The 19404-nt window shown below is 42.6% G+C and carries 19 protein-coding genes; 15 read left to right on the top strand and 4 right to left on the bottom strand.

Features of this window, described 5'->3' with window-relative positions; all coding sequences use genetic code 11:
- Positions 1-41: 41 nt before the first annotated feature.
- Positions 42-650 carry an IS607 family transposase gene (locus GBV73_RS02450; RefSeq protein WP_152879022.1) on the bottom strand — a complete coding sequence of 203 codons (609 nt, stop codon included), beginning with the start codon at positions 648-650 and terminating at the stop codon, positions 42-44.
- Positions 651-1026: 376 nt separating this feature from the next.
- Positions 1027-1551: a ferritin family protein gene (locus GBV73_RS02445; RefSeq protein WP_004068496.1), complete on the bottom strand. Its 525-nt coding sequence runs from the start codon at positions 1549-1551 to the stop codon at positions 1027-1029.
- Between the two features lie 153 nt (positions 1552-1704).
- Between GBV73_RS02445 and gapN the strand changes: the two genes are divergently transcribed.
- The 13 genes from gapN to GBV73_RS02380 all read left to right on the top strand — a co-directional run bounded on the left by gapN (position 1705) and on the right by GBV73_RS02380 (position 15978).
- Positions 1705-3225 carry an NADP-dependent glyceraldehyde-3-phosphate dehydrogenase gene (gapN, locus tag GBV73_RS02440; protein ID WP_152879020.1) on the top strand — a complete coding sequence of 507 codons (1521 nt, stop codon included), beginning with the start codon at positions 1705-1707 and terminating at the stop codon, positions 3223-3225.
- 84 nt (positions 3226-3309) lie between these two features.
- On the top strand, positions 3310-3486 hold the full coding sequence (locus GBV73_RS02435; RefSeq protein ID WP_058947340.1) for an HTH domain-containing protein: 177 nt from the start codon (positions 3310-3312) through the stop codon (positions 3484-3486).
- Positions 3487-3539: 53 nt separating this feature from the next.
- Complete coding sequence (locus GBV73_RS02430; RefSeq protein WP_152879018.1) at positions 3540-4628, top strand: VIT1/CCC1 transporter family protein; 1089 nt, start codon at positions 3540-3542, stop codon at positions 4626-4628.
- A 143-nt stretch (positions 4629-4771) separates the two neighbouring features.
- A complete protein-coding gene (locus GBV73_RS02425) occupies positions 4772-5932 on the top strand; it encodes a hypothetical protein (protein ID WP_152879016.1) in 1161 nt (386 codons plus the stop codon).
- 217 nt (positions 5933-6149) lie between these two features.
- Entirely contained in the window at positions 6150-7391 is a 1242-nt protein-coding gene (locus GBV73_RS02420) for a dicarboxylate/amino acid:cation symporter (RefSeq protein ID WP_152879014.1), read from the top strand.
- 343 nt (positions 7392-7734) lie between these two features.
- The gene (locus GBV73_RS02415) at positions 7735-8751 is read left to right on the top strand and encodes an asparaginase (protein WP_152879012.1); all 1017 of its coding nucleotides are present in this window, start codon (positions 7735-7737) and stop codon (positions 8749-8751) included.
- An 85-nt stretch (positions 8752-8836) separates the two neighbouring features.
- On the top strand, positions 8837-10615 hold the full coding sequence (oadA, locus tag GBV73_RS02410) for a sodium-extruding oxaloacetate decarboxylase subunit alpha (protein WP_152879010.1): 1779 nt from the start codon (positions 8837-8839) through the stop codon (positions 10613-10615).
- 188 nt (positions 10616-10803) lie between these two features.
- Complete coding sequence (locus tag GBV73_RS02405; RefSeq protein WP_152879008.1) at positions 10804-12540, top strand: carbon starvation protein A; 1737 nt, start codon at positions 10804-10806, stop codon at positions 12538-12540.
- A 255-nt stretch (positions 12541-12795) separates the two neighbouring features.
- Complete coding sequence (locus tag GBV73_RS02400; RefSeq protein WP_152879006.1) at positions 12796-13065, top strand: hypothetical protein; 270 nt, start codon at positions 12796-12798, stop codon at positions 13063-13065.
- A 10-nt stretch (positions 13066-13075) separates the two neighbouring features.
- Complete coding sequence (locus tag GBV73_RS02395; RefSeq protein WP_371716984.1) at positions 13076-14068, top strand: ArsA family ATPase; 993 nt, start codon at positions 13076-13078, stop codon at positions 14066-14068.
- On the top strand, positions 14058-14348 hold the full coding sequence (locus GBV73_RS02390) for a hypothetical protein (RefSeq protein WP_152879004.1): 291 nt from the start codon (positions 14058-14060) through the stop codon (positions 14346-14348). The genes GBV73_RS02395 and GBV73_RS02390 overlap by 11 nt, the downstream gene beginning before the upstream one ends.
- A 2-nt stretch (positions 14349-14350) precedes the next feature.
- On the top strand, positions 14351-15007 hold the full coding sequence (locus GBV73_RS02385; RefSeq protein WP_042697741.1) for a hypothetical protein: 657 nt from the start codon (positions 14351-14353) through the stop codon (positions 15005-15007).
- Positions 15008-15045: 38 nt separating this feature from the next.
- Positions 15046-15978, top strand: coding sequence for an RsmB/NOP family class I SAM-dependent RNA methyltransferase (locus GBV73_RS02380; RefSeq protein WP_042697743.1), 933 nt, complete (start codon positions 15046-15048; stop codon positions 15976-15978).
- A gap of 1 nt (position 15979) precedes the next feature.
- Here the strand turns inward: GBV73_RS02380 and GBV73_RS02375 are convergent, their stop codons facing one another.
- Positions 15980-16972 carry a hypothetical protein gene (locus GBV73_RS02375; protein ID WP_152879002.1) on the bottom strand — a complete coding sequence of 331 codons (993 nt, stop codon included), beginning with the start codon at positions 16970-16972 and terminating at the stop codon, positions 15980-15982.
- Entirely contained in the window at positions 16972-17562 is a 591-nt protein-coding gene (locus GBV73_RS02370; RefSeq protein ID WP_152879000.1) for a metallophosphoesterase, read from the bottom strand. The genes GBV73_RS02375 and GBV73_RS02370 overlap by 1 nt, the downstream gene beginning before the upstream one ends.
- A 53-nt stretch (positions 17563-17615) precedes the next feature.
- Between GBV73_RS02370 and GBV73_RS02365 the strand changes: the two genes are divergently transcribed.
- Together GBV73_RS02365 and GBV73_RS02360 are read left to right on the top strand one after the other, a co-directional pair.
- Positions 17616-18716 carry a saccharopine dehydrogenase family protein gene (locus GBV73_RS02365; RefSeq protein WP_371716983.1) on the top strand — a complete coding sequence of 367 codons (1101 nt, stop codon included), beginning with the start codon at positions 17616-17618 and terminating at the stop codon, positions 18714-18716.
- Positions 18691-19353, top strand: a complete 663-nt coding sequence (locus GBV73_RS02360) for a 16S rRNA methyltransferase (RefSeq protein WP_371716982.1) — start codon at positions 18691-18693, stop codon at positions 19351-19353. The genes GBV73_RS02365 and GBV73_RS02360 overlap by 26 nt, the downstream gene beginning before the upstream one ends.
- Positions 19354-19404 lie beyond the last annotated feature (51 nt).

The raw sequence follows: 19404 nt of genomic DNA, 5'->3' as shown, positions 1-19404 counted from the left end.
ACCCTTCAGGTTCTGTTTTGAGTTTGAATTTTGCCGTGAGTTTAATCGTCTCTGAGGGCATTCTTTACCGCCTCGACGAGGCGTTTTTTCTTGTGAGAACGCATTCCATAAAGCTTTCCAGCAAAAGAGGTTACGATGGCTAACAAGTCCTCAACAAGTTCCTTTTCTGGCGTTTTCTCTTCATCATCAAAGATTACTTCAACCTCAACCCCGTGAGAGTTAAAGTATTGCTCAAGGTATTTGAATCCAAAGCGGGTGAGCCTGTCCTTGTAAGTTATCACGACTTTTGTTATTTCCCCGCTTTCAACGAGTTTGAAGAGTTGTTTCAGTCCTTTTCTATTCTCGTTTAGTCCTGAAGAAATGTCTGTGATGATTTTTGCAACTTGGTAGCCTTTTGATGCGCAGTAGTTCTTGAGGTATTCGACCTGTCTTTCAAGGTCTTCTTTCTGGTCTCTGCTTGATACTCTGGCGTAAATTACAACCTTGTCGGGGATTTTGCCTTCGAGGAGTCTTTTAATCTCGCTTTCCGGGATGCGGTATTCTTTTCCAACCCTGTATGCTTTAACCTCTTCCGTCTTGATTTTCCTGATTAATGTTGGCTTGCTAATGCCAAGGAGCTGTGCCGCTTTTCCCGTCCTATAAAGCTTCATACTGCACACCCTTATTACAAACAATGACACAAAAATATATAAACTTTACGATTTTAACCATTTAGAAAACAGCCCGCCGATGCACCCGGCTAGGAAAACCACTAAAACTAGGCTCACTACAAAGAGTATCCTTTTCATTAGGTTCACCTAATTTGAGTTGGTTTTTAACCTTTATATCTTTTTTCAACATCGGAGGAGAGGGGATGTAAAAAGAATGCAATAATCGCTCTTAGGTTCAATGCCAAGTGGATAATGCCTTAAAATCTTGCGACTCGCTTCATTTATTGAATAAGGAAGGATACCGTCCCTACTCTACGCCGGTTGAATACCCGTAGCTAGGTTAGGCAAGTAGAAGATAGGAAATGAAGGGAAAAACTCAGAAGTTGAAGTTTATATCCTTCATAAGCTGGTCGTAGAGTTCCTCCTTATAGACATCGGGATACTGCATCATGTAGTCGTAGTGCTTCTTAAGGATGTTAAAGTGTTGCCTCTCCATGTCGGCAAGCATGTTGAGCAGAACTTTGGTTTTTTCATTTGCTGCATACTTTGCAAGTTCGTTGTAAAGCTTTTCACTCACAAGCTCAGCTTCCATGGCTATCTCGTAAACTTCGTCAAGGTTGATATCTGGTTTTTTAATGGCTTCACTCATTTTTTCTGCGATAACTTTGAACTCTCCCATTATTTCAATTTCGATCTGTTTTGGTTCTTCTTCGCTCTCCTTAAACTTCTCGGCCATTTTCTCTACTATCTGTCTGTGCTTGTCTTCCTCCTTAGCCAGAAACAGGAGCTCATCTCTAATAATATCGCTCTTTACAAGCGAAGCCATCTTTTCGTATGCCTCTTTTGCTTTTATTTCGGCATTTACGGCAATTTCAAAAACTTCCTTATCCGTTATCTTCATAGAAACCACCGATTGTATATTCTCGTTAAAGTTATTAACGTTTTCGGAACTTTGGTGATTCGTCCCTTGGAAAGTTTTTGGGAGATAAAATTTCAGTTTGGTTAGATAAAACCTTTTATAGGTGTGTGCAATAGTATATATTGGTGATTACAAATGGACAAACTTGTCCGTAACAAAATTTTTGATGAGATATACAGGATTGGCGAAGATGGTGTCCCTGAATTTAAAACCTACGCCGCTGGAGAGTGGGTTTTTGGAGAAAGTTTTTCTGAGGTTAAAAGTCCCATAGATGGCAGAACTATAGCAAGGGTTTCAAGGCTTAGCAAAGAACAAACCGAGGAAATTCTTTCCACAGTTTATGAAAAAGGAAGGGAGGAAATAAGAAATTATCCTGGGGAAAAGAGAATAGAAAGCTTTTTGAAGGCGGCACAGTTGATGAGGGAAGCATTTGAAGACTTTGTGAGAGTTTTGGTCCTTGATGCTGGCAAGCCGAAAAGCAATGCAACTGGGGAAACAAAAGCCACCATTGAAAGGCTCGAAAAAACTACTTTTGAGTCAAGGAGAATGCTTGGTGATTACATCCCCGGAGACTGGAGTGAAGAGACCCTCGAAAGTGAGGGAATAGTAAAGAGAGAACCATATGGAGTTATCTTGGCAATAAGCCCCTTCAATTATCCGCTGTTTATCTCCGCAACAAAAGTAATACCCGCCCTTTTCAGTGGAAATGCAGTGCTGTTAAAACCTGCATCTGCAGATCCTCTCGCGGCACTTCTATTTATTAGGGTCTTAGAACTTGCAGGCTTTCCTAAGGAGAGCTTTGCCCTCTTAACAATACCTGGAAGGTTTATGGATGATGTGGTAAAGGACAAGCGTATACGGGCTATAACCTTCACTGGCAGTACAGAGGTTGGGGAGCACATAATAAGAATCGGTGGGATAAAAGCTTACCATCTTGAGCTTGGGGGCAAGGATCCTGCCATAGTTTTGGATGATGCAGACCTTGAGCTTGCGAGTGAAAAAATCATTAAGGGTATGGTGAGCTATTCTGGCCAGAGGTGTGATGCAATAAGGCTCATACTAGCACAGGAGGAAATTTATGAGGAACTGAAGGCGAAGATTCTTGAAAAGCTGAAAGAGATAGAACCCAAAAACCCGCTGGAGGATGAAAACGCTGTGATGGGACCTCTTATTGACAAACATTCTGTGGATTATATTGAGGAGGTCTACAAAGATGCCATAGAGAAGGGAGCGAAGCCTTTGACCGAATTCAAAAGAGAGGGCAACTATGTATGGCCAATACTCCTTGAAGTGGACAAAGAGAAGGTTAAAGAGCTTAGAGCTTTTCAAGAGGACGTCTTTGGCCCGCTAACTCTGATTATCAAAGTCAAGGATGAAGACGAAGCAGTTGATATAGCGAATTCCTCCCGTTTTGGACTGGATGCCTCTGTTTTCAGCGAGTGCGAGAGGAGGGCAAGGAAGGTCGCGAGGAAGCTTGAAGTCGGGAGTGTTTTCATCAACGAGTACCCGAGGCACGGCATAGGTTACTACCCCTTTGGCGGCATGAAAGACAGCGGCGTGGGAAGAGAAGGCATAGGCTACTCTGTCGAGCAGCTTACGACGACAAAAACGATAGTGCACAACTTCAAGGGCTACGGTGTCTGGGAGTACCTTTGATTTTCTCCCCTCTTTTGTTCTGAACTGAAAACTTTATAAGTTCGAAGATTTAATCTTTTAATGCAAATTTTAAAGGTGGTAGCTATGAGTGAGGAGTTAGTTTTCAAAGTTTTAAAAGAAGCAGGAAGACCTTTAAAGAGCGCTGAAATAGCAGAATTGGCTGGAATTGATAAGAAAGAGGTAGATAAAGTCATTAAAAAGCTCAAAAAGGAAGGAAAAATAATTTCCCCAAAGAGGTGTTACTACGCTCCTGCTGAGTGATTTCCGCTTATTTTATTAACCCCTAAAACTTTTACATTTTTTGGTGGGTGAAAATGGAGGAAATGCTCAAACTGGCGAGTCAATTTTACGAGGACGAATACAAAGATTCGGTTCTCTATGCTTCTTTGAGTAGAGGGGAAAAAGATCCAAAGCTGAAAGAAGAATTTTTAAGGTTATCTCACATGGAATCAAATCACGCAAAATTCTGGCACGACTTTTTGGCCAAAAGGGGTAAAAAACCTGAGAAAATAAAAATAGGCAGGCTCAGTTTCTTTTCCGTGAAACTGCTTAGAAAGCTTTTGGGGCCGGGAACCGTTGTATCTCTGCTAGAGATGGGAGAAAACTCGGCTATTCAAAAGTATTTCAGCTTTCTGACAAAATATAAGCTTAGCGAGGAAGAGAGGGAAATACTCTCAAAAATAATCCTTGATGAACTTGAGCATGAGCGCTTTTTCTACGAGAGTAAGAAACGCTTCCATGTGGAAAACATCAGGGATTTTGTTCTTGGAATGAACGACGGTCTTGTGGAGCTTTTGGGGGCAGTTACGGGACTTTCAGCAGTTTATATCCACAATCCGAAAATAGTAGGGATTAGCGGCTTGATAGTTGGAGTCGCGGGAGCACTTTCAATGGGGATAGGGGCGTTTATATCCGTCAGGTCTCAGAGGCAGGTAAATGAGAGTGTAAAACAAAGAATGGAAGTGCTTTTCAAAGTTTCTCCGGAGAGAGCAAAGGAAGAGCTTATAGAGAGGCTTTTGGAGAGCGGTATGCCAGAGGAGGTCGCTAAAGAAGTTGCGGAAAAGCTATCTTCCAATGAAAACGCAATGATAAATCTTCTTGTGCAAGAAAGCAATGAAAATGAACTCCGTTCGGCCCTTTATACTGGCTTAGCTTATCTAACTGGAGTGGCTTTTCCAGTACTGCCGTATTTCGTTGCCTCCTCTTCATTATTAGCGTTGCCGTTCTCAGTCCTTTTGGCTGGTACTGCTTTGGCGATAGTCGCGGGTACTGTTTCCATACTTTCGGGAATTTCAATAAGGAAAAAAGTCTTTGAGATGGTGTCCACTGGACTGGGAGCGGCATTCTTGAGCTATCTTTTTGGAAGGTTAATGGAGGCTATTTTCCATATTTCCGCGCTTTGATATCGGTTTTTGATTTTTCTTGATTTTATGCCCATTTGGGCTGAAAACGCATATGTACAGTACAATGGATCATAAAGAGAAAAGTTTAAAGTCTCTCGCTCTCAAAAATAGATAATTTCCATGCTTTAAGGGGGAGATAGCATATGATATGTATTGCAGGGCATGTTGGTGTGGGCCATGTTTTTAGTCATTCTGGGTTTGTTCAGGATGATTCGCAAGGATTTGCTGTAGTTGGGCACATGATTAAGGATCTATTTAAGGTACGTACGAAGATTGAAAGCGTTGATGTGGATTTAAACGCCAACGTTATAACTATAAAGACAAAAGATGGGGGCGTTGGACAGGGTTGCCCTCGCAGGGGGATCACTCCTTTTGAAGCAGAAATGTTAAAACACCTTGAAGGTGAAGAAGGCCTCTTCCCGCATTATGCAACATTGAAAGTTTTTGGAAGGTTTTATGGGCATGGAGTGTCGGAAGTGCCGGTGGCAACAGAATATGCAATTTCTACGGCCGTTATGGATACATTTGCGAAGAATATCCCCGAGTTTTATGTAGCCAGACGGGAAGACGAAATTGCTAGTGATGTAATTGGGGGCGTTAAAGTAAAAGAGCTTTCAACCGCTTTTTTATTAACAATCAACGGTTCTAAAATTGGGGTTGGCCCTGTTGAGAACTTAGAGGGTAATGTGGCATTGCCTCCTAAGAGGGGAGTAATGGAACGTCTGGGAGTTTTGAGGTCTCCTACCATAGTCGTGGAGAGTAAAGCGTACGTGCCCTCTCTGAGGGTCGATAGGGAATTGTTCCTGGTTAGGTATAACCAAGATGTGGATAATGTGACTGTGGCGAAGAGTATAATAAGCAGTCTTGAAGAATTCGGAGCGGATTATCTTGAAATCCCGTCCGCATTTCCAATGGAAAAGGGGGCTATGGAAAAATCCGTCCGAGAAGTTGCAGAAAGAATAATTACTCATGCTGATAAGCTCAAAACTTTAGATAGTGCCATTGAGCGTGCTAAAATTATAGCTGAACTTGTGAAAATACTTTCGGAGGACGTGGGTGGGATAATCTTCATGGATAATAAACTGCATGATATAGTAAGGGCTGCAGGGATTATGCCAGGAACGGCGGCGGTATTCTCTAAGGTAGTTCCTGAGGAGTATATACAAAAATACAAGGTTGTGTTTACTACAAAAGATGATGTGGGGGCAATGAGCAAAGTTCTAAAGAGGGCTATTGAGGTGTTGTTGGATAAATATCCAAACTCTATTGATGAAATCAAGGAAAAATTTGTTGATGTGTTATGAATTATGACAAAGGACGTTTGAACAACAGGCTATTTGATGTCTTGATGTCTTTTTTCTATTGTCACAATGATATTATATCAACAATATATCATGAAATCTGTCAAGTTTGGGGTCTTTTACTTCATATAGGAGGGGGCACAACTTGTCATATTTCCAAAAACTTTATATTGTTGGAATACATCAAATAAATTTGAACATATATTTTGGGGGATGAAATATGGGAGTAGAACAAGTCTTGAAACTTGGAAAAAGGCCCCTGTATGCCCTTATAGCAGCAATTGTGGGTGCCCTTGTAGGATGGGTGGCAGGACCGAGCGCAGCGACTATAAAACCCTTTGGTGATGTCTTTATAGCACTTTTGAAATTTATCGTTGGACCGTTGGTTTTTGTCTCCATAGCAACAGCAGTAACAACAGTCCAAAGCTTCAAGAGACTTGGAAAAATCTTTGGAGGATTTTTGGTTTACTGGTTTGTCTTTGGTCTTATTGCAGCAATTATAGGATATACTTGGGCCAATATAATAAAGCCCGGATTGGGAGTTCAGCTAGCTTCAAAGCAAATAGAACTGGCAGAGGTATCTGTATCCCAGGTATTGCTAAGCTTTATCCCTAACAATCCAATAAAAGCCTTTTTAGAGCTTAATACAATGCAAATAATTATTATGGCATTACTTACAGGTTTTGCCATTGCTTTACTAGGTACCACCCTTCCAGAAGAGCATAACTTCCTCAAGAAGCTATTCGAGTCTCTTCAGGCATTGATATATAAGATAGTAGACTTTATCTTATGGTATGCACCAGTTGGTATTTTTGCACTGATGGCAAACCTGGTAGGAACAGTTGGTGCAATGGGACTGGCTTCTCTTGCAAAGATGGTATTTACACAATGGGCTGCATACCTTACAATATTGCTGGTTGTTCACCCGTTGTTTATAATGTTGATCCTGAGAGTAAACCCATTGCAGTACTGGAGAAAGGTATATCCGGCAATGCTAACAGCATTTGTTACCCAAAGCAGCTCTGCGACAATGCCAATTACTCTGAGGGTTACTAAGACATTGGGCGTTCCAGACGATGCTGCGGATGTTATAATACCTCTTGCTGCCACTATTAACATGCAAGCCGTTGCTGCTGAAATGCCCATCTATGCAGTTTGGGCTGCTCAGATGTATGGGGCCCATCTGACTGTAGCTCACGTGGCAATTGCATTAATAATGGGTGTTTTCGGTGCTGCAGCAGTTGCGGGAGTTCCCGGTGGAGGTATTATGATTGCCGCTATAACCCTTCAGACTCTAGGACTGCCACTGGATCCGGTAGGATGGATAGCAGGTATTTACGTGGTCATTGACATGTTCAACACAATGCTTAACGTTACCGGTGACCCATTGGGTGTCATGTTTGTCTCAAAATTTGTACTCAAGGAATTTGATAAGCAGAAGTTCAATGCACCGCCCGAATGAAGGCTTTTATTTGCTTTTTTATTTTTATGATCCATTTTTGTAACAAAAAGACACGCGATTGTTGTTATTTTTGAAAAACAAGGTCAAGCTGATTTCATTTTGGTTGGGTCCATTATTGATGAATATTTTCTCACCCAAGAATCGTGAAATCATCGGTCTAAACACGCTGTTAGGAAAATGAGGTTTTATGGGTAGGAATAGCCATTCAGATTGTTTTTGTCATATTGGGGAATTATATATAAATGACCTAAATAATATGTCAATAAATTGGGGCATAAAACCTCGAAATTTTGTAAAAAAGATTAAAAGTCACCGGCCTCAATTTATAAGTGGGGTGCCTTTTATGAAAAAAATTTTAGTGCTGGGAACTGGGGGTACTATTGCCAGTGTGAAGACAGAAGAGGGTTTTAAGAGCTCTTTAGACATCAATGAAATTTTACGGCACGCGGGTATTAAATTACACAATGGATACGAAATACATACCAAGAATATTTTGAATATCGACAGCACGCTCATTCAACCGGAGGACTGGGAAATAATAGCAAAAGAGGTTTACTCCGGTCTTAGAGACTATGATGGCATTGTAATATCTCACGGAACGGACACTCTGGCGTATACTTCATCTATGCTTAGCTTCATGGTACAGAATCCTACTAAACCCGTTGTTATAACCGGTGCTATGAAGCCGATAACAGAACCGGGTAGTGATGCTGTTAAAAATCTCAGAGATTCGCTACTTTTTGCTATGGAAGCTAGAATCGGAGGCATATTTGTCGTGTTTAATGGAAAAGTCATGAACGGATGCCGGGTTTCGAAGATTAACAGCGTGGATGTAGACGCTTTCAAGAGTATAAACTACCCTGATATAGCCTACATAGATGAAGGTGGTCAAATTAAGTATAACGCCAACATTCTTGATTCTTATTCCCGGCCTAGAGGTTCTTTAAAGTTGGACACTCAATATGATCCTCGGGTATTTGTGCTTAAACTAATTCCCGGTCTTGACTCCCGAGTTATTGACGGTCTTTTGGACATGGGGTATAAGGGACTTATACTTGAAAGTTATGGTACTGGGGGTATTCCCTATAGAAAGAGAAACCTCCTAGAGAAAATAAAGAGCATAAGCCGGGAAATTCCTGTAGTTGTGACTACTCAGGCATTGTATGGTGGAGTTGATTTGAGCAGATATGAAGTGGGTATGAAAGCACTTGAGGCGGGGGTTATTTCGGCAAAGGACATGACAAAAGAAGCAACGGTTACAAAATTAATGTGGGCCCTCGGCCATACTGAAGATGTGGATGAAATCAAACAAATAATGCATACTAACTACGCAGACGAGATAAAGAATATCTCGCAATAATGGCAGGTGCATACATTTATAAGTCGATAATCATTTGATGGGGTAACGAGAGGTTTAGGATTCACAATCGGTTGAGGTGATAGAAATGGTTGAGATAATTGACACCACATTTAGGGATGCTCATCAGTCACTTATTGCTACTAGGCTATCAACAGAAGATATGCTTCCAATAGCCGAAAAAATGGATAAAATTGGCTTTTACTCTATGGAAGTATGGGGAGGAGCGACCTTCGACGCAGCCCTAAGGTTCCTACGGGAAGACCCTTGGGAAAGGCTAAAACTCCTAAGGGAGCACATAAAGAAAACAAAACTTCAGATGCTGCTTAGAGGGCAAAACCTGGTCGGCTACAGACATTATCCGGATGATGTTGTGGAAAAATTCGTTGAGCTGGCACATAAAAATGGTATTGACATTTTTAGGGTTTTTGATGCCCTAAATGACGTTAGAAACATGAAGACCGCAATCAAAAAAGCCAAGGAAGTCGGAGCGGAGGTTCAGGGGACGATAAGCTATACTACCGGGAAGATATTCACTTTGGAATATTATCTTCAGAAAGTTGATGAGCTGATTGAGCTTGACGTTGATTATATTACAATCAAGGATATGGCTGCCCTTTTGGATCCCCAAACGGCTCACAATCTTGTGAAAGAAATCAAAGACCGCTACGGAATAAAGGTTAATGTTCACACCCATGCAACGAGCAGTTTGGCCTCTGCAACTTACTTAAAAGCAGTTGAGGCTGGAGCTGACTTAATAGACACTTCAATTTATCCACTGGCCAATGGAACAGCCCAGCCTGCAATTCAGAGCATTTATTATGCCCTAAAAGGTGAGAACAAGCCCAAACTTGATATGAAGTTAATCTTCGAGATTTCTAGGTATCTGAGGAAGATTCTTGAAGAAAAATACGATCACCTACTGAACAAAAGGGCTCTTCATGGAGATCCAAACGTTTTAGTTCACCAAATTCCTGGGGGCATGTATTCAAACCTTATCTCCCAGCTCAAAGAGATGAAAGCTCTGGACAGGCTTGATGAAGTTCTTGAAGAGGTTCCAAGGGTTAGGGAAGACCTCGGATACCCACCTCTGGTTACCCCAACGTCCCAGATAGTCGGAACTCAGGCCGTACTCAATGTCTTGTTTGGAAGATATAAGATGGTCTCTCAAGAGACAAAGAACTATGTGAAAGGTCTCTATGGCAGGCCCCCGGCTCCAATAAAGGAGGAAATCATGAAGTTGATTCTTGGCGATGAGAAACCGATAGATGTCAGGCCCGCTGATCTGCTTGAACCTATGCTTGAGAAGGCTAAGAAGGAGCTTGAAGAGAAGGGCTACCTTGAGAAGGAAGAAGACGTTGTAACTTACTGCCTCTTCCCACAGGTTGCCTTGGAATTCTTTGAACTTAGAAAGCAAGGAAAACTAAAGCCCCTTGAAGAAAAGCCCAGAGGAAAGATCATAAAGATTTACGTTGGCGGAAGAGAGTATGAAGTCGGAGTTGAAGGAGTCAAGCTTGAAGATTTAACTATGCCAGCCTATGCTCCTTCGGCAGCTCCTGTTCAGGCTGGTGCTCCTGTCGCTACTCCTGCTCCGGCTCCGGTATCGGCTCCTTCAGCGCCGGTTGGGGTTTCTTCTGCTCCAGTGCCGGCTGGTGAGAATGTTGTTACGGCGCCAATGCCGGGTAAGGTGCTTAGGATTTTGGTTAGGGAGGGTGATGAGGTTAAGGTTGGTCAGGGGTTGCTTGTGCTTGAGGCAATGAAGATGGAGAACGAGATCCCCTCTCCAAAGGATGGCGTTGTTAAGAAAATCCTTGTCAAAGAAGGAGACACCGTCGACACAGGTCAACCACTAATAGAGTTGGGTTGAATCTCGGCTTTTAGTTCTATCTTTTATGATTCTAATTCTTTTTACTTAAACAATGAGGAAAATTGAATAATTTTGCTAATATTTTGGTGCAGTTGTTAAATTTGTTCATGATGACTTTAAATTTCCGAAAGGCATATATATTATCGCTACCATAATATTACGATAAATTTCGAATTGGGGGTGCCTAGATGAACTCTGCAGTTATAATACTTGCAGCTGCAATTATATACGTGGCAATGTACTTTACCTATGGAAAAAGCCTTCAGAACAAAGTTGTCAGAGCAGATGTAAACAGGCCAACTCCAGCACACAAGCTCTATGATGGTGTTGATTACGTCCCAGCACATCCATTAGTGCTCTATGGCCACCACTTCGCTTCAATAGCAGGAGCAGGACCTATAACCGGTCCAGCACTGGCAATGGCATGGGGATGGCTTCCATCATTGTTATGGGTATGGTTCGGAAACGTCTTTATTGGTGCAGTACACGACTACCTAGCCTTAATGGCTTCAGTAAGATACGATGGTAAGTCAGTACAGTGGATTGCAGGAAAGATTATGGGCAAGAGAACAGGAGTTGCATTTGAGGTTTACATATGGTTTACCCTACTCTTGGTGGTTGCGGCGTTTGTAGCTGTTACAGCAAGGTTGTTGGTCTTAACTCCAGAAGCTGCAACGGCAACACTGTTGTTCCTCCTAGTGGCAGTTATTGTAGGATGGATGATGTACAAGATGAACGTGAACTTCTATGTCGCAACAGTTGTAGGCTTAGTGCTTCTTGTTGTTGCAGTATGGATTGGCTTTAACAACCCATTAATCTTCGTCCAAGGACAGACAGACCCAACAAGTGCTGCTTACACTCAAGCATACCACTACTGGAACATTATATTGATGATTTACATCATTGTGGCATCTTCACTGCCAGTGTGGGTTCTCCTCCAGCCCAGAGACTACTTAAACGCCTACATTCTTTGGTTTGGACTCCTAATTGGAGGTATAGCGTTCATAGCCATTGCAAAGCCATTTGAAGCCCCGGCATTTACAACATTCTCAGCAAATGTCGTTGGTGGACAACCATCACCGTTCTGGCCTACGGTTCCATTGGTCATCGCATGTGGTGCTTTGAGCGGTTTCCACTCCATAGTTGCCTCTGGAACTACCTCAAAGCAGCTTGACAAGGAAATTCACGGACTGCTCGTTGGCTATGGTGGAATGTTCACCGAGGGACTCCTTTCAACAATAGTCATTACGGCTATAGCTGTTTACGGTGTTAAGCTCACCGGACTAAGCGCAAATGCAGTAGAATGGGGAACCCAATACATCACTAAAGGCGGACTTGGCACTTTCATCGGTGGTTACGCTCAAGGACTTGCCGACATGTACGGAATAGACGTCACACTTGGAAAGACATTTGCGACCCTTTGGGTCTCAGCATTCACATTGACATCTCTCGATACCGCTACAAGGCTTGGAAGATTCGCATGGCAGGAAGTCTTTGGAATGGTAGTAGATACGAGCGAGGGGATATGGAAGACCATCACAAACAAGTGGGTTGCCTCGATAATAATCGCAGCACTTGGAACTTGGATGGCTTGGGGTGCTGGATATACAGTCCTCTGGCCAGCATTTGCCGGTATGAACCAGCTATTGGCTTCAATTGCAATGTTAACGGCTGCTCTGTGGGCTTACAAGATACAAAGGGCAGGAAAATGGACCTACGCCGTCTTAATCCCAGCACTCTTCCTCTGGATAACAGTTACGGCAGGGCTTGTTTGGTACATAGCGGCAGTTCCGCTCGAAGGAAGCACATTAGTAGCTGTGAAGGGTTCTCTCTTAGTGGGCTTAGTGCTCAACATCCTTCTAGCGTATGATTTCTATCTCGCTTGGAAGAGGCCAGCAGAGGAATACGAAGCAGCTCCAGCGTGAGGCCTTTTCTTATTTTATTTATTTTTTGTTGAGGTGGTTTGATGAAAACATTCTTAAAAATGGCATTTTGTTGGACGTTCATGCCTATGCGGGTTTTTACTGGGTTTTGTGCGTTTCTCTTGGGGAGTTATGGCGACTTCTCAAACCATCTTATTGGCCTTAACTATAGACTTCTTTTCCACATGGTTTTGGGGGGATGTATGATATGCAAGAAAAAATTCACCAGCTCACTAACAATGAAAACGGGGTGGTTAGATGTTTGAAGATCTAAAGGCATTTTTTAGGGGATTTTTTAGTGCATTTAAGGCACACTCTACGGAATATCTTGAGTTTGAGGAGAGAGAGCTTGAAAATGTGTTTGCACTTGTGCTCATGGGCTCGTTTGTAGGAATTCCGAGCCCCCCGACAACACTTGTCATAAGACTAATGCCCCATATGGTGAGGGAAATTTACGTAATGCAGAGAAGAGCGGGAGAAATGGATGATATATTCGGTGAAATCGCTGCAATGTTTGAAATAACGTGAGGTGATAACGGTGAAGGATTATTTGGCTCCAAAAGAAGGATTCAGGGTCTTATTCTTCATTGGAAAGGGAGGAGTTGGAAAAACAACGAGCTCAGCTGCAGTCTCAGTTGCCCTCGCAAAGAAAGGCTACAAAACTCTGATAGTCTCGATAGACCCTGCCCACAACTTGGGCGATGTATTTGAAGTTAAGTTAAACGACAAGCCTAAAGCAATCGCTGAAAACCTTTATGCAATGGAACTCGACATGGAAAAGCTCATTAAAGCTTATTTGAAGCATCTTGAAAAGAACCTAAAGCATATGTACAGGTATCTTACGGTGATAAACCTTGAGAAGTATTTTGAAGTGCTCAGCTTTTCTCCTGGTATAGAAGAATACGCTACTCTTGAGGCAATCAGAGAGATACTGCAAAGAGGAGATGAGTGGGACATTATAGTTTTTGACACTCCTCCGACCGGATTAACTTTGAGAGTTTTGGCCCTTCCTGAAATTGCCCTTATCTGGACGGAGAAGCTCATAGAGATACGAAAGAAGATTCTGGAAAAGAGAAGAGCAATCGAAAACATACAGGGAGAGAGGAAGTTTGTGATTGAAGGCGAGGAGTACAAACTTCCGAGTAAAGAAGAGGAAGACCCCGTAATGAAGGAGCTTAAGCAGTATAAAGCTGAAATTGCCTTTGTCAGAGGCGTCCTTACAAACCCAAAAAAGACCAGCGTTGTAGCGGTGATGAATCCCGAAATGCTACCGTTGTATGAGACGGAGAGGGCTTACGAGGCTTTAAGAAAGTTCAAAATACCCCTCAATCTTATTGTTGTCAACAAAGTCATTGAGCTTGAGGAAGAAGTTTCAAAGCTGAGAGTAAAAATAGATGCTCAAAGAAAGGTGCTTAGAAAGATAGAGGAAAAATTCAAAGGAGTGGACATTGTAACGTTGCCCATGTTTGAAGAAGAGCCGAGGGGTTTAGAATGGCTTGAGAGAGTTGGGGGGTTAATAGTTGGAGATTGAGGAAATTTACAAAGAGCTCAAGAAAGTGAAGGAACCTATAAGTGGAGAGGATATAGTTAGTCTGGGGATTGTAAGTATGATTATGGAAGAAGACAACAAAGTAGTGATATTCCTTGGACTGGCAAGAAGGACTCCCAGGAGTCCATTTGAAATGGCAGTTAATTGGGCAGTTCATGCGAGGATAGTTAAGGATATAGTAAAGGTTTTAGAGGGAAAGGTCAATTTTGAGATAATTGATGATATGACATTTCAGAGGTATTATCCACTAGAGGAGGTCTAATCATGAAGGTCACACCAGAAATGTTGTTTTTGATAATGGTTTTGGGTGCTGCTGCCACTTTGCAGTTTTACAAAGGTAGGAAGCTCAATCTGGGAATAATGGATTATTACCTGAGAACGATAGAGAAGGTTGTAAAGCCCAAGGACAAGAATTACGTCTGGCTTGGGGGATATGTAGGATTCAGGGCGTTTTACAAGGTCAACGAAGGAAACATTGACAAGTTTGAATACACACTAACTCTTTTACCAAGGCAGAGTATATTCTATTTTCCTATCTCGAAGCTGATAAACAGGCATGACAAGATATACTTTGTGATAAAGCCCTATGCAACAATCAAACGCGAGGCGCACCTGATACAGAAAGGCTACTACCGCTTTAGGCCAAATATAGAGGATGAGGAGCTTTTGCAGAGGGAGATAGTGGAGGTAAATGGAATACAATATGAAGCACTCTTTGAGAAGAAGAGGGACGTTGAACTGCTGAAGGAATTTCTTCAGGGATTTTCAAAAGTTGAAAACGTCAAGCACGTTTCATTGACGCCGAAGACAAATGTGCTTTATGTCTTTATGAAGCCGGAGATAGATACAATAGAGCAGGACGTAAGGCACATAGTGCGGTTTGTTAACGAAAGCATAAAAGAAAACCCATTTGAGAGATAGGGATAAACCTAATAAATCCCCCTTTTAAATTTCCCTTTATGATAGAGAGACTTTTCAGCCTTGGATACTCAAAGGAGTTTGCAGAGAGATACTTTGAGTTATGGGGCGAGAGGGCTTTAAAAATAGCTGAGGCTATGGAAAAACCCCTGCCTAGGTGTTTTAGAGTTAACACCCTTCGTATTGAGATTCCGAGACTTACCAAAATGCTGAACAAAAAAGGTTTTCAATTTAGGCGTGTTCCTTGGGCAAGAGAGGGTTTCTGCTTAACTAGGGAACCTTTTTCCATAACCTCCACGCCAGAGTACCTTGGCGGTCTGCTGTACGTTCAGGAAGCATCTTCTATGTACCCCCCGGTGGCCTTAGACCCAAAGCCGGGAGAAGTCGTTGCAGACATGGCAGCCGCTCCGGGTGGAAAAACCTCATATCTTGCCCAGCTTATGGAAAATAAGGGGGTTATATATGCATTTGATGTTGGGGAGGATAGGCTTAAGGAAACAAGGCTAAACCTCTCCCGGCTGGGAGTTACGAACACAATCCTTTTCCACAAAAGCTCTCTCTACATGGGAGAGCTGGAAATTGAGTTTGATAAGATTCTTCTCGATGCACCCTGCACGGGCTCGGGAACCATTCACAAAAACCCGGAAAGAAAGACAAACAGAACACTGGAAGACATAAAGTTCTGTCAGAACCTGCAAATGCAAATGGTAAAGGTCGCTTTAGAGAACCTCAAGGAGGGGGGAGTATTGGTTTATTCTACCTGTTCTTTAGAGCCGGAGGAGAATGAGTTTGTTGTTCAGTGGGCTCTGGACAACTTTGATATTGAGCTTCTCCCCCTTAAGTACGGTGAACCAGCTCTAACAGCACCCTTTGGGATAGAGCTTAGCGAGGAGCTCAGCAAGGCGAGGAGATTTTATCCAGATAAGCATAATACAAGCGGATTTTTTGTTGCAAAAATAAGAAAGAAGGGCTAATTCACTCGTTTGGAACCTTTCCTTTCAAAAGCCGATCCTCAATCTCGTGTAGCCTTTTCTTTGTGTCCTCGCTTAGCAGGCTTTCAAGTTCTTCTCTCGCTGCTTTTGCGAGTTCAAACTTGGATGCACACTCCTTAGACACATCCACCCACGGAATTTTCTTGCCCTCAAAGAATACGTCTATATCCGCAAATCTCTGATAACCTCTATACTCCAATCCTTTGAGGAGGAACTTTATTCTGAGGGGGTCTTCCCATGTTATTAGCTTTATTTTGTAGACCCTAATTCTCATGAAAGGCCGGGGATAGTCCCAGTCCCATCCTTCACTCACGACGTATCCAAGGTCGAGGTCTTCAAGGACTAGGAGCACCCTTTCTATGTTCTCTTCGTATCTCTTTTCGGTGTCGTAGATTCTTATGGTGAGCTCTTTCCAGCCTTCAGGGAGCAGTTTGAAAAGCAGAATGGGTAAATCAGTTCTCAGGGCTCTGTAAACTTCTACGAAGTTTTTTCTAATCAAAAAGGCCTCTTTTATGTCCCTTATGCCCACAGATTCACTTAATTTCTTGTCTGTTACCAAAAGAAGAGTATCTTGCTCTTCGCCCTCGTTAATACCCCTAGCAAAGCTTGTTTCTATCCCCCCATATCTTTTGGGGATTACTTCAGAAGCTTTTTCAGCTTCTTTTGGTACTCTCAGAAGGATTATCTGCGGCCCAAGATTTGCCCTCTCAAAGGGTGCTTTTGCATTTAAGAGCTCCTTTAAAACGCTATCACTACGCATTCTGACCAAAAAGGCACCTTTCTTTGGGTTCAATACAGTCTTCCATTCTTCTGTGGGGGTTACGAAGATTATTGTGTCAAGTTCTCCGCTTTGATCCCATGCCTCGTCAACCGAAAGTTCTGTTATCCCAAAAAGGTTTTTTAGAAAATTTTCGCCACCCTCAACGTCTGATGTCCTTAAAAAGAGCATCGAGGGTCCAAAGCGCATTAACCTCATCACAATCCCCTCATTGGTTTGTACCCCCGTTCAAAATTCGTACCATCCGGGTAGTTAACCTTAACAACTTTTTTGCTTCCCAAAAGGATGAAGTTCACGTTTAAAAGCCCATTTAGGCCATGATAGAGCTTCCTGAAGTTGTGCCCGTAGAGAATGAAATCGATATCTTTTGGAGGACTTAGCTGGCCGGGGTCATGTGTTAGGGCAAGCTTTAGGCTACCTATCTTAATTATGTCGCCGGGCTGTACTATCTGGGCTTTTTTGACGAGTTTTTTGAGGACTTCTTCACTGTCTTCGTTTCCCGGAACAATATACACCTCAGCTCCGGAATTTTCAAGTATGTCCAACAGCTCTTTTACCCTCTCAGCATACCGCTCTTTTAGTTCAGGCCTTCTTTCGAGTTTTATGTTGTCCACAAGGTCTCCAGTATGGATGATGTATTCTGGCATAGTTTTTTCTATTAAGTTCAAAATGAAAGGATATATATTGTCAGGAGTATCACTTATGTGCATTATCTTGGCCTCTTTACTCTCCAGTAGTTCCTTTGGCAGTCCTCTTCTTCTTAAGAAGCTCGGTAGGTTTAGTATCATCATAATAAATCCGAAACAACATTTTATATACCTTTGGCTCTAATCTTAAAGCGGTGAACAATATGAGCATCTTAGTATTAGGAGCTGGCAATGTTGGAAAGGCGATAGCCTATGATCTGAGCAATGATTTTGAAGTCTGGGCAGGGGATAGAGACTTGAGTCGATTGGAAGACGTGAAAACCTATGCTAATCCGATAAAGGTAGACGCCTCTGACTTTGGAAGCTTGGTAGAGACAATAAAGGGCTTTGATCTTGTTGTAGGTGCTCTTCCGGGGAGGTTTGGATTTAAAACTCTAAAAGCTGCCATAAAAGCTGGAGTGGATATTGTAGACGTTTCTTTTATGCCTGAAAACCCGTTATCTCTTAGGGAAGATGCTGTAAAAGCAAATATAACGGCTGTTGTTGATGCAGGTTTTGCTCCGGGGCTCAGCAATGTCTTCTTGGGGAGGATATACCAAGAGCTAAACCCTCTTGAAGAGGGAATAATCCGTGTAGGTGGGCTTCCAAAAATCCCAAAGCCGCCCCTTTACTATAAAATCACCTGGTCGCCGTATGACCTAATCGAAGAATACACAAGAAAGGCAAGAATCGTAAAGGATGGTGAAGTTGTAGAAGTAGCCCCGCTGGAAAGAATCTGGAAAGTAAAGCTCAAAGATTTCGAATTTGAAGAGTTTGTAAGTGATGGTCTGAGAACCCTTATTGAGACAGTAAATGCAAATCATCTCGAGGAGAGAACCCTCAGGTGGCCCGGACATCTGGAAAAAATGAAAGTCCTGAAAGAGCTCGGATTTTTTGAGGAAGAAAACGTTGATTTTACGCTTAAGGTCATTGCTCCGCTGATGAACTACGAGAGTGGGGACTTTTCGATAATGGAAGTCTACGGCAGAGGGTACCAAAATGGAAAAGAGAAGGAAATTAGGTACATCCTTTATGATGAAGCAAAGGATGGCTTTACTTCTATGGCGAGAGTGACGGGGTTCACAGCCGCTATAATTTCCAGAATCGTTATGGGTGGGGAATGTGCATACGGAGTAATTCCTCCCGAAGTCTTGGGGATGAGAGACGACACGTACTCAAAGATAATGCAGGAAATAAAGAAAAGAAATATCCACGTGGAGGTGATGGAAGGTGCTCCATCTGATAATAGCCGATAGTGAACTCGAACTTGTCCCGGAAAAGATAAGGGATCACCCCTCAGTTGTCAACTATGCAAAGAAGAGGGGAAAGAAGCCGGATGAAGTGCTCCTTGATTCAACATACCACCATTCAGCACTCAAAATGTTAGAAGATGGAGACAGAAGGGGAAGGCCGGATATAGTTCATTTCTGCCTTATAAACGCCCTTGAGAGTATATTGAACAAGGAGGGGGAGCTTAGGGTTTATGTGCACACAAGGAACAATGAGGTTATCTACATTAAACCCGAAACCCGGCTTCCGCGGAATTATAACCGTTTTGTAGGGCTGATGGAAAGCCTTTTCAAAGACAAAGTCGTTCCTAAGGGTCTTGAACTTCTGAGGATGGAGAAAAAGACGCTTTTGGAGCTCCTTGGGGAGATAAAGCCAGACGGTGTTTTCATAATGCATGAAACTGGGAATTTATTGACTCCTAAAGAGCTCGGAGAAAGGCTGGTCAGTTATACTTCACCGGCTGTTGTTGTTGGGGGCTTTCCCCATGGGGACTTTTTGAGTGAAGTGGAGGGAGAAAAGGTCAGCATTTACAGGGAACCTTTGATGGCGTGGACCGTTGTCAACGAAGTTTTGATAAACTATGAGAGGAGTTTGCTCTGGTGAAATATTTTCAAAAATTTTTTAAATGCTTAAAATAAACCACACCAAGAACGT

It is taken from the genome of Thermococcus sp. 101 C5, from assembly GCF_009372125.1.
Lineage (GTDB): Archaea > Methanobacteriota_B > Thermococci > Thermococcales > Thermococcaceae > Thermococcus_A > Thermococcus_A bergensis.
Note: the sequence above shows the minus strand (reverse complement) of the source record. Positions and strands in the feature narration are given on the sequence as shown.

Excerpts from the sequence above, each read along its gene's own strand:
- GBV73_RS02430 (WP_152879018.1), top strand. The coding sequence starts at position 3,540 with ATGGAGGAAATGCTCAAACTGGCGAGTCAATTTTACGAGGACGAATAC.
- GBV73_RS02380 (WP_042697743.1), top strand. The coding sequence starts at position 15,046 with ATGATAGAGAGACTTTTCAGCCTTGGATACTCAAAGGAGTTTGCAGAG.
- GBV73_RS02415 (WP_152879012.1), top strand. The coding sequence starts at position 7,735 with ATGAAAAAAATTTTAGTGCTGGGAACTGGGGGTACTATTGCCAGTGTG.
- gapN (WP_152879020.1), top strand. The coding sequence starts at position 1,705 with ATGGACAAACTTGTCCGTAACAAAATTTTTGATGAGATATACAGGATT.
- GBV73_RS02435 (WP_058947340.1), top strand. The coding sequence starts at position 3,310 with ATGAGTGAGGAGTTAGTTTTCAAAGTTTTAAAAGAAGCAGGAAGACCT.
- GBV73_RS02370 (WP_152879000.1), bottom strand. The coding sequence starts at position 17,562 with ATGATACTAAACCTACCGAGCTTCTTAAGAAGAAGAGGACTGCCAAAG.
- GBV73_RS02405 (WP_152879008.1), top strand. The coding sequence starts at position 10,804 with ATGAACTCTGCAGTTATAATACTTGCAGCTGCAATTATATACGTGGCA.
- GBV73_RS02420 (WP_152879014.1), top strand. The coding sequence starts at position 6,150 with ATGGGAGTAGAACAAGTCTTGAAACTTGGAAAAAGGCCCCTGTATGCC.
- GBV73_RS02385 (WP_042697741.1), top strand. The coding sequence starts at position 14,351 with ATGAAGGTCACACCAGAAATGTTGTTTTTGATAATGGTTTTGGGTGCT.
- GBV73_RS02445 (WP_004068496.1), bottom strand. The coding sequence starts at position 1,551 with ATGAAGATAACGGATAAGGAAGTTTTTGAAATTGCCGTAAATGCCGAA.
- oadA (WP_152879010.1), top strand. The coding sequence starts at position 8,837 with ATGGTTGAGATAATTGACACCACATTTAGGGATGCTCATCAGTCACTT.
- GBV73_RS02375 (WP_152879002.1), bottom strand. The coding sequence starts at position 16,972 with ATGAGGTTAATGCGCTTTGGACCCTCGATGCTCTTTTTAAGGACATCA.
- GBV73_RS02450 (WP_152879022.1), bottom strand. The coding sequence starts at position 650 with ATGAAGCTTTATAGGACGGGAAAAGCGGCACAGCTCCTTGGCATTAGC.
- GBV73_RS02400 (WP_152879006.1), top strand. The coding sequence starts at position 12,796 with ATGTTTGAAGATCTAAAGGCATTTTTTAGGGGATTTTTTAGTGCATTT.
- GBV73_RS02425 (WP_152879016.1), top strand. The coding sequence starts at position 4,772 with ATGATATGTATTGCAGGGCATGTTGGTGTGGGCCATGTTTTTAGTCAT.